Genomic DNA, 13,902 nt, shown 5'->3' on the forward strand with positions numbered 1-13,902 from the left:
CCCGTTTTTCCAGAATGGCTCTCCGAACCCTTTTTTTTCCCGCGCTGGCAATGGCGGCTGTGGTGCTGCTGTCGAACTGGCTCGTGCAGTACACGATTAACGAGTGGCTGACTTGGGGCGCTTTTTCGTACCCGCTCGCGTTTTTGGTCACCGATGTGTGCAACCGGCTGCTGGGCGCGCGCGCCGCGCGCCGCGTGGCACTCGTGGGCTTCGTGTTCGGGCTCGCCAGCTCGGCACTGCTTGCGCCGATGCGGATCGCGGCGGCGAGCGGGTCGGCATTCCTCGTGTCGCAGCTTCTCGATATCTCGGTGTTTAACCGCCTGCGGCAGAAGAGCTGGTGGCAAGCGCCGTTTATCGGCTCCTGCGTGGCCTCGGTCATCGACACGGCGATTTTCTTTAACATCGCCTTTGGCGGGACGGGGGAAAACTGGCTCCAGCTCGGCGCGGGCGATCTGAGCGTGAAGCTGGCGATGGCTGTCCTGCTCCTGCCGGCCTACCGCCAGCTCATCCTGAAGCTCGGTGCCATGCCCGCGCCCGCGAGCGCAGCCTGACTTCGCGCGTGCGAAAACTCCCGATGAAACCGGAAGAACAAACAGAAGCGCTCCGGAGCCTGGCCGAGCGGCTCACCGCGCTGGAGCGACACGTCTTTGAGCAGGACAAGGAAATGCTGGCCCTGTCGCGCGAGCTGGAGCGCTTGCGCGGCGGGCTGGTGGGCCTGCGCGATTCGGTGCTTGGCGACACAGGCGAAGGAGTCGCCGGCGGCACAACTTCGCCCGCCGCCTCCGCCCCCGAGCGCCCCCCGCATTATTAAGACTCTGAGCAAGGGACGCTCCGGGGAGAGTGGAGGTCGGAGCATCCTTTGCTGTGTGCGGCGTCCTTGGGGGGCGTGTTGATCAGTCGATCACGAGGATCGAGTCCGGGACGGGGCGCTCAATGCCGTCCCCGTGCTCGAACTGGACATTGTAGGGGTGGTTGGCGACTTCGCCATTGATAGCCATTGTGGTGGAGCCGCCGCTATCCAGATGGATCGCATTGATGGCACCGAGGTGCTGAAAGATGGCGGTGAGCTCGGCGTAGCTGGCACCGACACTGCCGAGGCGCCCATCTGCGGGGGGATCGTAGGCATCGCCATCTACCGTGAGGATGTAGACTCTCCCCCCGGCATCCGCTCCCATCGCGGTACGCGAAGTGCGGTGGTAGGGGCGGCCCACTTGCACGACATTGGGCTGCCCATCACGGATTAGAACAGGGATGCCATAAGCGGCGTTTAGCCCCGGGCGTCCCGGGACGCGTAGATCGACTGGTTTCATGCGCTCGCCCGAGGTGATGGTTTGTTCGAGGAGTGTTCTTCCTTTTCCTCGCGCGAGTAGTACCAGGCTTCTGGGATCCCAGTGACTGGCACTCACGATCGGGATCAGCCTCCCATCTTCCCAAACCTGGGCAGCGAGGACTCCCTCGGGCAAGAAGTGCGAGAGCTGCGATGTCGCAAAAATTTCGGGCCGCAGCACGGTGATCTCGTCACCTCTGGGCATGCGGCCGATGCCGTTTAGCGGGGCGGTTTTTCCGCTGGCCCACTCGATTACGGGGACTGGCGGTGGATCGTAGCTGATGGAGAGCCGCGGCCCCTCTGGAGTATTTTCGATAAAGAGGATCGAGCCGCCGTTGGGCTCGTTGTACCACTCGCCTTGCATGATCGCAGTACCGGCTGGCACGCCATCAAGGTCGTCCAGCGAGAAGTGGAAGAGGCTGGCATTAATGGCTACAAGAGCGCCCCGCTTGCGCGCGAATTCCGAGGGGCGGATGCTCCGCTCTTCGCGCGCGGCGACGATTTTCCCGTGAAAGTGCTTTGGGTCGACAATGACGAGATCAAGCATCCAGGGCCCACCGTCCCAGTCGTCCAGCCCTGCACGGTTTCTTACCTGGAGCACCTCGCGAAAGGAGAGCCCCAGCAGCGCGCGCCTCGCATCAAGTTTTGTGTCAAACTCTCCAGCGAGCAGCACGCAGTAAGGCTCACCGTCTGATGGAGATTTGAACCAGTGCTCATCGACACGCCTCAAGCCCGCTTCGCGGAGCCGGTCGCGCAAGGTGGCGACCTCGCTTTTGTCGGTCATCGACCTGGATTCGAGTGCCCAGCCTCGCCCCGTCGGTTTGCGCCCACGCTCGACGTGCAGGTGGGTGACTCCGGGGCTTAGGGGAGTAATGGTGCGAGTCTCGGGAAGATCGGCCTTGCCGAGGGGGAAGGGTGCTTCTGGGAGCTGGGGCGTCTGGGCGACCAGCGGCATACTGAGCAGAGCGAGGATCAAGCTCCACTTTGCGGGGGCGATTGGGAGGAGAGGATAAGGCATGATAGAAAGCAGTTTTTCTTGGGGGGGGCTGATAGATAAAGAGGCGTTGGTCACTTTCTGGGGAGGCAGAAAAACGGGCACTTACTGCGTCCAACACCGTGTTTACTCGTTAACCCAAAAAATCGCGCAAGCGGGTTAATTCTTGGCCTGATCAGAGGTCGGGCACTTTCAACTGTGTGGTTCGCTTATCGCGCGAAACGCGTGATAAGCGAACCACACAGTGAATGGGAGCAGGCACTGCCATAAGACCGGTCTGCGACCGCCCCCCACGCGCAGTGGGCCTTTTATCGATTCCGCAGGTGGGCGGCCTTGATCGGGCCGGCGCCGCCGTTGAGCGCGTCGTAGAACGGGTCGCCGGGCTGGATGTTGCCGCGCGTGACGGGCTTGCCGGTAAAGGCCGATTTGTAGAGCGAGCTCAGGAACTCGATCGTGCGCCGCGCTTCCGCGCCGCTGGTGATCGGGCAAGTGCCCTCGTCCATGTTTTTAAGCAGGGCGGTGACCTGGGCGGTGTGGTAGGCGCGGTGATCGGTTTCGAGCTGCTCCCATGCGTCGTTTATCTCGGCGGCGCGTGCGCTGTCGCGCGCGGCGAGCGAGCTGGGGGTCAGCCGCCAGTTCGCGTTTTTGTAGCTGTAGAGGTAGTCGGCCTCGATGGTGGCGTGTTCGCAGTCGATCCGGATCTTGGTCTCTTCGCGCGGGGAGATGGAGCTGTTCATGATCGCGGCGCGCGCACCGTTGGCGAATTTGACGTGGGCCATCGAGACGTCCTCGACGTCGATGTCGTGAAACAGCGTGTCGGCCACGGCGTGTACTTCCTCCCATTCGCCGAGCAGGTACAGCAGCAAGTCCATCGTGTGGATGCCCTGATTCATGGTGGTGCTGCCGAGCATGGTCTTGGCTCGCCAGGGGATTGCATAGTAGCTGCGGTCGCGAAACCATAGCGTGTTGGCGAGCCCGACGAAGGGGCGACCCAGTGTGCCGTCGGCGATGAGTTTGCGCGCGTGGACGCCTGCCGAGCCGAAGCGCATCTGGAACACGCTGGATGTGCGGGTGCCGGTGCGCGCCTCGACGGCGGCGATTTGGTCGAGCTCGGCCAGCGAACAGCACAGCGGTTTCTCGCAAAGCACCCAGGCGCCGACCTCCATCGCGGCGATGCTCATCGGGGCGTGCATGGGCGGCGGCGTGCCGATGATCACGAGGTCGGGCTTCTGCTCGCTGAGCATCAGCTTGTAGTCGGAGTACGCCTTGGGGATGGCGTTGCGCGTGCAGTAGGCGGCGAGCTTGTCCGCATCGACGTCGCAGGCGGCGACGACCTGGGCGCGATCCTTGGAGTAGGCCACTGCATTGAAGTGGGCTTGGGCGATGCCGTCGTTGGCGCCGATGATGGCGACGCGATAGGTTTTCATAACGAGGAGTTGGGGGGCTGGGATTTTAGCTACGGGAGCTTTTCTGTTGTGGGTGTGCCGTGCGGCCCGCCGGGTGTCTGCTTTTGCGTACAGTCAAGCGGACGGGAAACAGGGCGAAAGGGCGGCTAGCTAGGGAACCGCGCGCGGCGCTGGCAACTCGGTAGCTGCCGCCAGCGCACTTTTATTCAGCCTGCTTTGCAGGGGTAGTAGGCGCGCGCCTTGGGCTCTCCGGTTTGCACAAAAAAGCCGCCCGTGAATCGGGGCGGCTGGAGAGATCAATTTATAGCGCTCGGGAAGAGCGGTGGGCCTCGCCCGTCAGAAGCGGAATGAGAAGCTGGCTTCGATGCCGATGTCGTCGCCGAGATCGGCGGTGAGTCCGGCGATTTTGGCGTCATCAATCCAGATGTAGCGCGCGCCGAGCGAGGCAGAGACCGCGGGTGTGAAATTGTACTTCAGTCCGGCAAAAGCTTGCGCGGCGAAGACCGCGTCGTCGTCGGAGTAGCCGTAGAAGTTGTCCGCGAGGTCTACGATGGCGAAGCCGATTCCCGCGCCAAAGTACGGGACGAAGCCCAACCCGTGGCTCTCGCCGCGGTAGTTGAGGAACAGGGGAGTGATGTCGAAATCGACCGGGCCCTTGCTCAGGTCGATGTAGCCGAGCTCGATCTCCAGATTGTGCGAAAAGCGGTTTGGCAGGTCAGCCGGAGCCTGCTGCGCCAGCTCCATACCAGCGCGGATCGTGAAGTAGGACTCCTCGGCATCGACGAGGTAGCCCAAGCTGACCCCCACGTAGGGAGAGTTGGCGGCGTGTGCACTGGTGAGGCTCAGCCCGAGCAGGGCGAGCGCGAGGCTTAGGGTGTTCTTCATGGGTTTGTTGAGTTTGCGGCCGCGCATAGGAGGTGCGCCTCGGTACTTTTCAAAGCCAAAAAAACGCCGTCCGCGAAATGCAAACGGCGCCGGGATTGCTGGAAAGTGTGGAGCGGCCCGCGCCTCGCGAAATGGTGCGTGAGGCTGCTCCGCTCGCTCGCCGGCTCACAGTCGGGCGAGGAGCTGGCGCAGCCCTTCGAGCGGTGGCTGGGTAATCAGGTGGAGTTGGTGCTGCGGGCCGAGCACTTGGGCGACGACGTGGCGGGCCGTTTCGCTTTGCAGGATGGGCCCACTGAGTCCCACGCGGATGTGCGGGGAGGGGAGGGGCTGCGCGCTCGCAGGGATGCGCGGTCCCTCCCGCACATCCGCTCGATTTTTTCCGTCGGCGTTGTGGCTTGGCGCTTCGGCTGCGGTTTCTGTTTCTCCAAAGAGGCGTTCGCTGACGGTACGCGCGAGTCGGGCAAACTCGTGAACCGAGTCGTGGAGAATCTCGGTCGCGGCGGGGTCGCCTTGAGCGGCCAGCGCAGTGACTAGCGGCGCGAGTGAGGAGAGCGTAACCGCCGTGCCGACTGCGCCACTGGCGGGCGTGTCGTAGATGTGCTGGAGCAGGGCGCCGGCGGTGTGAATGCCGAGCTGCTCGCACACGGCTTTCCCGAGCGCTGAGGGGCGGGGCGGGCGGGTCCAGCCCTGGAGCTCAAGGAGCGCGCGCTCGGCGGCGCGGCGCCCCAGGTCGTAGGCGCTGCCTTGGTCGCCGATCCGCCAGCCGAGCCCGCCTGCGTAGTGGGGCTGCAAGTCGGGCCCGCGCGCGGCGACGAAGGAGCCCGTGCCGCTGTGCAAAACGAGCCCGGGCCCGCCGCTAGTGGCGAGCTCCAGGACGGGCAGCGAATCGTCAAAACTGTGGACTTGCCCGAGCGGGGTTGGGCCGCTCGCGAGCTCGGCGGCGAGCTCGCGCCAGAAGGGCGGCGCGCCCGCCGTACACAGGCAGCAATGCGTGATCGTGGGCTGCGGGCCGCTGTCGGGCGCGGGAGAGTGCTCGGCGACTTCGCCCAGCAGTGCGGCGATGTTTTCGGTGATCAGCCGCCGGATCGTCGCCTTGTCGAGGTGGCTGGGGTTGCACCCGGGCGCGCGCCGCTGCGCGAGCAGGCTGCCACTCACGTCGTCGATCAGGATGAAGTCGGTCTTGGTACCGCCCCCATCAACACCGATCCGCACCGCACGGGTGGCACTTGGGGAGGCGGGAGCCTCGGGCGCGCCGGGGGGGGAGGAAGGAGTGTGCGGCAAAGTGGTTTGCGGCTGTGCCGTCGTTTTCTGTGGGGCGGCTTGGAGTTGGGGCGGGTTCATCGGGGAAAGGGAAGGCGCGAGGAGTTGCCGCGACTTCGAACGAATGGCGAGTCCCTTAAGGTGACCGGTTAATGAAACTTGGTGGAGATTGCTTTGGTTGGTGTGCCGGCCTGTTCAGTTCAAATTGGGACAAACCGGATCCACTGCGCGTGGGGCGCGGTCGCAGCCCCACTTATTTAGCGAGCCGCTCGTTGGCGGCTCGTCAGTGTCGCCACTTCCATTGAGTTTGCGATTTTGCCCGTGCGCTTTGCTCCCGCCCTCCCGTCCAAAATCGCAAATTTCGCTCCCCCTGTCGCGCTGCGCTGGACAGGAGATGGAGCTCAAAACGCGAATGGAGCGGAAACCCCTTTGGGCGGATTTTTGGGTTAATGGTTCAAACGGCTGTTCTGACGCGATGGCCCCCAGCGATATGCAAAATAAGGCGGTGAACGCCTCGACTGACACCCGTTGGTTGGTCCTTTTCAGCCATGCGGTTTGCTGCCGTGCGGAACGCACGGCAGCAAACCGCATGGTAAATGGCCCGTGGCGCCCCGCCACCGCCCCACGCGTAGTGGAGACTTGGGCCCCCACCCGCCCTTTCGCTCAGGCGAGTTGGTGCGAGAGGCGGTGTTTATAGGGCTTGGCGATGTGGCGGTTGTGCTCAATGGCGCCCGGGAGGTTTTGGCTGCGCAGGATGGGAAGGGCGTGGCCCTGCGCCTGCATCCACGTGCAGGTTTCGAGCATCAGGAGGTTGAGGAGCATGGCACCGACGAGTGTTGAGGTGGGGCCGGATATCAGCGGGGGCGTGTCGTTACTCGGGGTGTTCTGCGCAGGGCTGGGCGGCGTACCGTTGTTTGTGTCGCTTGCGGTGCCCTGTGCACGGTCGCTTGGTGCGAGCTCGACGAGCGTGTCGCCACGCACGCCGAGGTTGTCGAGCAGGTGGTCGGCGATCTCGTGCAAGCGCTTGCCGCCCGGGTGGACGGTTGGCGTGGTGCGCGACATTTGCTCCGAGCATAGGCCGATCACGTGCAGGCCCTTTGCTTTGGCGTAGAGGGCAACTTCGATCGGCGAGGCGTTTTTTCCTGAGTTGGAGATCACGATAATCGCCTCGCCCGCGCGCAGTTCGCAGCGGCGGTCGTAGCGGGCGACCAGCTCGGTGCCGTAGCCGACGAGGTTTTCGACAAACCCTTCGGTCGGGTCGGGGATGCCGTTGATGCAAACGAGGCCGCCTGCGCGGCCGATGATTTCGCGCGCGAGGACTGCACTGTGTCCGCTGCCGAAGACGTGAAGCATCCCGCCTGCCGCAAGCGATTGTCCGATGATCGGAGCGAGGGCGCGGATCGTGTCGCGGTTTTTCTCGCGCGCGGTGGCGATTAGCGCGAGCGAGCGCTCGTAAAACGTGTCGGCCGGGCTTCGTTGGCCGGAGGCTGCGGGGGGCGGTGTGGAGCTGGGCATCGGGCTGGCAGGAGGAGGCGAGACATCCCACCTCTGGCGAGGCAATTTCTTGGTGGCAGCTCCGGTCTTGGCGCTATTTGGCTTTCTCGAGGCACTTCCGGCTATTTGTGAGGATTCCTTGGGCTCTTTCTTGACGGGTGAAACGAAAGCGCCCTCACTCCCGCCCCGTTTTCGCCCCACATTTCGGCCACTGATTTTAACCCCCTTCTGAAAAACTCAGTAAGCATACGTGTGGGGACCAACCCTAAAAGTAAATCAAAAGGCTTATCTATGTTACTCTCCATGCAGTTGTTTTCGACACATAGGTTTCAGAACTATGTGCAGTTTATTAAAAATCTTGGCGAAATGGGCTATGATGCGGTCGAGGGCTATCCGGCCAATTTTGAAGATAGGCATAATATTCGCGCCGCCCTTGATGGGGCCGGAATGACGATGCCCACCGTCCATATGGGCCTGCCAATGCTGGAAGATGAGTTTGATACAGCCTTGGGTATTTGCCGCGATCTGGGCGTAAAAACAATCTACGTGCCTGGCTATGATACATCGAAGTTTAAAACGGTCGCCGACTGGTCGGCTTTTGCAAGGCGACTGGGCGAGGTGGGGAAGCGCGTGCAGGATGCGGGCTTCGGCTACGGTTGGCATAACCATACGGACGAGTTTAAACGCCTGGAAGACGGGCGTTATATAATGGAAGTGCTCCTCGATGAGGCGCCGAATATCGAATGGCAGGCCGATATTGCCTGGGTGGATAAGGGCGGGGCCGATCCGCTCGAACTGACGGGGAAATATAGCAATCGCGTTACTGCTCTGCACTTTAGGGAGCTCACCCAACACAGTGAGTCGGCTGGCCCGCTCGGCCGTTTGCTCGACTGGGATGCCTATTTCGCCCCGGAGCGGAATTCTAAAATCAAGCTCATTGTCGTGGAGCATGAGGCGCAGCCCACAGCCGAGAGTTTATACAGGTTTGCAAAGGAACTCGCTGATACATACAAAACAATAAAAACCAAGTCATGACCAAAGTAATGAACGTGGGAATCATGGGATGTGGAAACATCTCTAAAAGCTACCTGAGCCTGGCGCCGCTTTTCCGTGGCATAAAGATCGTAGCGGTGGCCGATGTGGTCGCCGCTGCGGCTGAAGAACGCGCCAAGGAGTTTAATGTTTCCGCATTGACTCCGGATGGGCTTCTGGCGGCTCCGAATATCGATATCATTGTCAACCTGACGATTCCGGCGGCGCACTACGAGGTGAGCCGCAAGGCGCTGGAGGCGGGCAAACATGTGTTTTCCGAAAAGCCCTATGTATTGAGCGTTGAGGAAGGGCTGAAGCTCGCGGCGCTCGCCAGGGAAAAAGGCCTGCGCATCGGCTCGGCGCCCGATACGATCCTCGGCGGCACGCACCAGTACGCGCGGCACTTGATCGACCGCGGCGAGGTGGGCCGGATCACTTCCGGCCTCTGCGGTGTGATGAGCCACGGCATGGAGTCCTGGCATCCGAATCCCGGTTTCTTCTTCCTCGCAGGGGGCGGTCCGATGCTCGACCTGGGGCCGTACTACGTGTCCAATCTCGTGCAGTTACTCGGGCCGGTGAAGCGAGTTTCGGGCTTCACCTCGATGGCGACGAACACGCGCACTGTCACTGCCGAGCCCAACAAGGGGAAGGTGATCCCGGTCGAGACGCCGACCAACATCCATGCGACTCTGGAGTTCGCCCAAGGCGCGGTGATTACCCTCATCACGAGCTGGGACGTCTGGGAACACGGCATGGAGCCGATGGCACTCTTCGGCACCGAAGGGACGATCCACATCCCCGACCCCAACATGTTTGGCGGTGAAATCCGGGTGATGCGGACGGCTTCCGACGACCGGAAAGTGACCACCGTCGAGCAGTGGGAGCACCCGCTCTCCAAGCCCAACCACGGGGCGAGCTCGGCCAACTACCGCTGCGCGGGCCTCACCGACATGGCCCAGGCCATCGTGGCAGGCCGCCCGCATCGCTGCAACGGCGATTTCGCGCTGCACGTGATCGACATCATGACCGGCATCCTCCGCGCAGGCGAAGAAGGCCGCGTTGTGGAAATGCAGACCACCTGCGAGCGCTTCGCCCCGCTGGGCCCCGACGAGGCGCGCGCCCTGCTGGCCGAGGGGTGAGCCGTCAGATCCGACTGACTCGCCGGGCCCTTCAGAGGCCCGGCGGCTTTTCTGCCTGCCTAACAGTAACGGCGTGACTATGCGTGCTGTTACACTAGGCTGGCTCGGAACTCTATATGGAAAATTCTGCGCTGCCGAATCTATCAATACTCGTTCCGGTCTATAACGAACGAGAAGTTTTACCGCTGGCTTTTGAGCGTATTAGTCAAGTCATGGCTGCTACGGGGCTGAGCTATGAAGTAGTGTTTGTTGATGATGGCAGCCGGGATGGCAGCAGCCTCTATTTGGTGCAGTTGGCGAGTGAGCACGCCAATATCTGTTCTGTACAGCTCAGCCGTAACTTCGGCAAGGAGGCGGCTATGTCTGCAGGACTCCACTACTGTCGCGGGGAGGCCACGGTGATACTTGATGCCGATCTGCAAGATCCGCCGGAGCTGATTGGGCAAATGGTCGAGGCTTGGCGTGCCGGGGCCGATGTCGTGGCGATGCGCCGTAAGAATCGCCTAGGCGAGACGTGGCCTAAGCGAGCGAGCGCCCACGTGTACTACCGGGTGCTTAACTATCTGAGTGATATCAATATCCCGGCAGATATTGGAGACTTTCGTCTTATAAGTGCCAGAGTGGTAAAGGCGCTATGCGCACTACCCGAGCGCGTGCGCTACATGAAGGGTTTGTTTGCTTGGGTGGGTTACCCAACGACCGTGATAGACTATGTGCGCGATCCTCGTGCGGCGGGGCAAACCAAGTGGAACTATTTCCGGTTGCTGGCTTTTGCGTGGGAGGGCATTTGTGCATTCTCGGTGAGACCACTGCGTTGGGTGTCTGGTGTTGGGCTGCTTTCCGCGCTAGCCGGGCTTGTCTACGGCGCGGTGATTGTCCTAGAGGCTCTTGTGATGGGAAATCCAGTTCCTGGTTACCCCTCCTTAATAGCTTTTATTATTTTCTTAGGTGGTACGCAGCTAATTGCTACCGGTATACTTGGCGAATATGTGGGAAAGACCTACTTGGAGAGTAAGCAACGTCCGGTGTTTTTGGTGGAGAGGGTTGTGCGAAGTGAGGCCTCGTCTGCCTCCTGAAAAGAAGGAGTAGCGTAACCTCTGACAGTTCTCTTGCGCAAGGCGTGCGGGAAGGGCTGCGTCGTATTGCTTGGTGGCGCGGTGCTGAGGAGGTGACTTGGCGTTCGGCCCGGTTGGAGGGGCTTTTATTGAGTGGCGGAGGCGGGTGGGGCGCTCCACTGGGTGCGGGCGAAGATGCCGCAGGGCAGCGTTTTGCCGTCGGCCTGGATGGGGAGGCCGACTTCGCCTGCGTGGATTGTGCAATCGGGATCGCCCGCGAAGAGTTCGCCCAAGAGGTTGGCGAGGACGGTGGGAGAGAGTTGCGCGGTGTAGGCGTTGATGAGGAAGAACAGCGGCGTGTCGCTGAGCAGTGCGCGGCATTCCTGAAGGAGGGGCCACAGGTGGGTTTCGAGTTTCCACATCTGGCCGCTGCTGCCGCGTCCGTAGCTGGGAGGGTCCATGATGATGGCGTCGTAGCGGCGGCCGCGGCGGTTTTCGCGGCGGACGAATTTCAGGCAATCGTCGCAGAGGTAGCGGATCGGGGCTTCGGCGAGGTCGCAGAGGGCGGCGTTTTCGCGGGCCCACTTGACCATGCCTTCGGCGGCGTCGACGTGGGCGACTTGGGCTCCGGCTTTGGCGGCGGCGCAGGTCGCCGCGCCGGTGTAGCCGAAGAGGTTGAGCACGCGCGGCGCGGGGCGGCCTGCGGCGCGGGCACCTTTAATCAGCGCGCTAAACCACTCCCAGTTGACGGCTTGCTCGGGGAAGAGGCCGGTGTGCTTAAAGTTGGTCGGGCGGATTTTGAAGCGCAGGCCGAGCGGTGCGTAGCGGATCGCCCAGCTCTCGGGCAGCGGCTTGCGAAACTCCCAGCGGCCGCCGCCTTTTTCGCTGCGGTGGTAGATGGCGTCGGCCTCGGCCAGCACATGCTCGCGCCCCCAGATGATTTGCGGGTCGGGGCGGACCAGGCGGTAGTCGCCCCACTGCTCGCGCTTCATGCCGTCGGCGCAGTCGAGGAGCTGGTAGTCTTGCCAGCCAGTGGCGGTCTGGATCGCGGTCGGGGGAGGGGGCGTTGCCTTTTTCCCGTGGCGGCGAGTGGCCGCCTCGCCGTCGGTTTGGGCGCATGGCGGACACCCGGTTTTGGCTGGGCGACTTCTCGCGGCCGGTGCAGCACAGTCGTTTGAGGCGTTGGGCGGTGTAGGCATGGTGATCAGGTATACAGGCGGTCGCCGAAATCGCCGAGGCCGGGGAGGATGTATTTTTGCGCGTTGAGCTGGCGGTCGTGCGTGGCGGTGTAGATCGGCACGTCGGGGTGCGCGGCTTCGAGCGTGGCGACGCCTTCGGGCGCGGAGACGATGCACACAAAGGAAAGCGCGACGGACCTGGCGCCCGCGTCTTTTACAAGGCTGATGGCTTGGGCTGCGGAGCCGCCGGTGGCGAGCATCGGGTCGAGCACGAGCACGTGTGCATCAGCGAGCGGCGGGAGCTTGCAGTAGTAGCTGCGGGCGATGGCAGTCCGCTCGTCGCGCTCAAGGCCGATGTAGCCCACGCTCACATCGGGGAACAGGTCGAGGAAGGGCGTCATCATCCCGAGTCCGGCGCGCAGGATTGGCACGATGACGAGCGGCTGCGCGAGCACCTGGCCAGTGATGGGCTCAAGCGGAGTCTGGATCGGCTTGGGGCGGGTGGGCAGGCCGCGTGTGGCCTCGATGGCGAGTAGCTGGCTGATCTGGTAGGCGAGCGTGCGAAAGGTGGCGGGCTTGGTGTGCACGTCGCGCAAGTGGGTGATCACGTGCGTGGCGAGCGGATGTTGGAGAATGTGCAGCGGCATCGGCTCTCCTAACCACTAGCGCGGCTCCTGCTTTGCAACAGATCCTGCAAAAACTTCGGGGCCAGTCCCTGTCATCAGCTCGCAGTAGCTGGCTTCGGGATTGTCCAGCTGGGGCGGCGGCACTGCGGGCGTGGAATGCAGGCGTCGGGCGGCGCGGCCCAATGGCGGGGCGCGTTGATCAAGAGTACAGGGAGAAGTGGTCGATGATCTGGTCAACGAGTGCGGCGGGGGGCGGGCTGATGTCGAGATGGAGGGGCGGGAGGATCGGAAGGGCGGGGGAGCTGTTGCCGAGCGTGGGGCTCGCCTCGCGGGCGTCGGGGACTTCCAGGGCGGCCAGTTGGCTGTCGAGCAGGCCCGGCGGCATGAAGGCGTGCTGGCGCGCGGCGAGTCGGGCCGCCAGCAACTCGCGCGGGCCGTGCAGGTAGACGAGGCCGGCGGAGACGGCGGCGGCACTGGCGGCGGGGGCGGAGCCCCTCGCATCGACATCGCCCGAGAGCCCGCCGAGGAGTTGCTGGCGGTAGCGTTTCTTGAGCGCGGAGCAGGCGAGGACGCTGCGTTCGCCACGCGCGAGGCGTTGCACGAGCTGTTGTTGCAGCGCGTCGAGCCAAGGGGCGCGGTCGGCATCGTTTAGCGGCTGGCCTTGGCGCATTTTGGCAATGCTGGCCGCGGGGTGAAAGTCGTCTGCATCGTCGAAGTGCCAACCGAGCCTGGCGGCGAGCGCGGTGCCGAGGGTCGTCTTGCCGCTGCCGGAAACGCCCATGATGAGGATGAGGCGGGGCTGTGGTGGCATCGCTAGCGGCGGCGGCGCCAGTAGTAAACGACGGTGGCGAGCAGCCCGAGGGCAAAGGTGGGCGCGTTGATCCAGAGTTGGTGAAAGGGCATGGGCCAGTGGTGGCAGGCGTAGATGACTGCGGCGTGCTTGAGCGCGATCAGGATCCAGCAGCCGAGGATGAAACGCTCGGTGCGCGGGTTGGGTGGCCGCTTGTGCTGCGCGTTGACTTCGATGACGAAGTTGAGGTCTGCCTCCGGTGGCGGCGGCGTGCGGGAGCTGAGGCGTAGTAGATTCGGGAACAAGGTGGCGTGCGGATTCTGCCGGGTGCGCGGCGAGCTGCGGGTTGGCGATGCCCGCGTTCGGATCGGTGAGCGATCTCCAGCGCGGGAAAGTTTTTCGAATGCTTCTCGTATACCGGCTGGCCTTGTTGGCAAGGTGTGCCGCCGCTGCGCGAAGATCAAGTGCGGCGGCGCGCAGCGAGAGACTGGCGCTCCCCCGAAGCGCTCGCCTGCTCGCCGCGTTGGAGGCAGAGCAGCAGTCGCCGCCGCGCAGGTGAGCGGGGCGAGCCTTGGCGCTGCGTGCCGCATTCCGCGCAGCGGCTAGAACCTGCGCTTGAGGTAGCCTTCGAGTCGCAGCGGCAGCTCCTGCCAGATGAGCATGTTGCTCGAAAAACTGTCGCCATTGTGCGTCCAGTTTTTGCGGTCGAGTGCGTT

At 63.2% G+C, this 13,902-nt stretch carries 14 protein-coding genes; 5 read left to right on the forward strand and 9 right to left on the reverse strand.

What is annotated here, in order from left to right; genetic code table 11:
- Nucleotides 1-14 precede the first annotated feature (14 nt).
- Nucleotides 15-551, forward strand: a complete 537-nt coding sequence (locus tag AXK11_RS00575; protein ID WP_068628274.1) for a queuosine precursor transporter — start codon at nt 15-17, stop codon at nt 549-551.
- A 23-nt stretch (nt 552-574) separates the two neighbouring features.
- Entirely contained in the window at nt 575-811 is a 237-nt protein-coding gene (locus AXK11_RS00580; protein ID WP_068628276.1) for a hypothetical protein, read from the forward strand.
- Nucleotides 812-893: 82 nt separating this feature from the next.
- On the opposite strand, the gene AXK11_RS00585 is transcribed toward AXK11_RS00580, so the two are convergent.
- From AXK11_RS00585 to AXK11_RS00605, 5 genes are all read right to left on the reverse strand, one after another.
- Entirely contained in the window at nt 894-2,345 is a 1,452-nt protein-coding gene (locus AXK11_RS00585) for a phosphodiester glycosidase family protein (protein ID WP_068628278.1), read from the reverse strand.
- Between the two features lie 284 nt (nt 2,346-2,629).
- Nucleotides 2,630-3,748, reverse strand: a complete 1,119-nt coding sequence (locus AXK11_RS00590) for a Gfo/Idh/MocA family protein (RefSeq protein ID WP_068628280.1) — start codon at nt 3,746-3,748, stop codon at nt 2,630-2,632.
- A gap of 315 nt (nt 3,749-4,063) precedes the next feature.
- Complete coding sequence (locus AXK11_RS00595) at nt 4,064-4,612, reverse strand: outer membrane protein (protein ID WP_197456727.1); 549 nt, start codon at nt 4,610-4,612, stop codon at nt 4,064-4,066.
- A 165-nt stretch (nt 4,613-4,777) separates the two neighbouring features.
- Nucleotides 4,778-5,953 carry an N-acetylglucosamine kinase gene (locus tag AXK11_RS00600; protein WP_082780713.1) on the reverse strand — a complete coding sequence of 392 codons (1,176 nt, stop codon included), beginning with the start codon at nt 5,951-5,953 and terminating at the stop codon, nt 4,778-4,780.
- A gap of 582 nt (nt 5,954-6,535) precedes the next feature.
- Entirely contained in the window at nt 6,536-7,387 is an 852-nt protein-coding gene (locus tag AXK11_RS00605; protein WP_068628282.1) for a sugar isomerase domain-containing protein, read from the reverse strand.
- Nucleotides 7,388-7,669: 282 nt separating this feature from the next.
- Here AXK11_RS00605 and AXK11_RS00610 point away from each other — a divergent pair, with 282 nt between their 5' ends.
- The 3 genes from AXK11_RS00610 to AXK11_RS00620 all read left to right on the forward strand — a co-directional run bounded on the left by AXK11_RS00610 (nt 7,670) and on the right by AXK11_RS00620 (nt 10,613).
- A complete protein-coding gene (locus AXK11_RS00610) occupies nt 7,670-8,401 on the forward strand; it encodes a sugar phosphate isomerase/epimerase family protein (RefSeq protein WP_197456728.1) in 732 nt (243 codons plus the stop codon).
- Nucleotides 8,398-9,537, forward strand: coding sequence for a Gfo/Idh/MocA family protein (locus tag AXK11_RS00615; protein ID WP_068628284.1), 1,140 nt, complete (start codon nt 8,398-8,400; stop codon nt 9,535-9,537). The genes AXK11_RS00610 and AXK11_RS00615 overlap by 4 nt, the downstream gene beginning before the upstream one ends.
- Nucleotides 9,538-9,653: 116 nt before the next feature.
- Nucleotides 9,654-10,613, forward strand: a complete 960-nt coding sequence (locus AXK11_RS00620; protein WP_068628285.1) for a glycosyltransferase family 2 protein — start codon at nt 9,654-9,656, stop codon at nt 10,611-10,613.
- Nucleotides 10,614-10,738: 125 nt separating this feature from the next.
- Here the strand turns inward: AXK11_RS00620 and AXK11_RS00625 are convergent, their stop codons facing one another.
- The 4 genes from AXK11_RS00625 to AXK11_RS00640 all read right to left on the reverse strand — a co-directional run bounded on the left by AXK11_RS00625 (nt 10,739) and on the right by AXK11_RS00640 (nt 13,491).
- Nucleotides 10,739-11,638 (reverse strand): class I SAM-dependent methyltransferase, encoded by a 900-nt coding sequence (locus AXK11_RS00625; protein ID WP_068628300.1) that lies wholly within the window; start codon nt 11,636-11,638, stop codon nt 10,739-10,741.
- Between the two features lie 158 nt (nt 11,639-11,796).
- Entirely contained in the window at nt 11,797-12,417 is a 621-nt protein-coding gene (upp, locus tag AXK11_RS00630; RefSeq protein ID WP_068628286.1) for a uracil phosphoribosyltransferase, read from the reverse strand.
- A gap of 178 nt (nt 12,418-12,595) precedes the next feature.
- Entirely contained in the window at nt 12,596-13,207 is a 612-nt protein-coding gene (locus tag AXK11_RS00635) for a gluconokinase (protein WP_068628287.1), read from the reverse strand.
- Between the two features lie 2 nt (nt 13,208-13,209).
- On the reverse strand, nt 13,210-13,491 hold the full coding sequence (locus AXK11_RS00640) for a hypothetical protein (RefSeq protein ID WP_068628288.1): 282 nt from the start codon (nt 13,489-13,491) through the stop codon (nt 13,210-13,212).
- Between the last annotated feature and the right edge of the window lie 411 nt (nt 13,492-13,902).

The sequence above is a fragment of the Cephaloticoccus primus genome (genome assembly GCF_001580015.1).
Classification (GTDB): Bacteria; Verrucomicrobiota; Verrucomicrobiia; order Opitutales; family Opitutaceae; genus Cephaloticoccus; species Cephaloticoccus primus.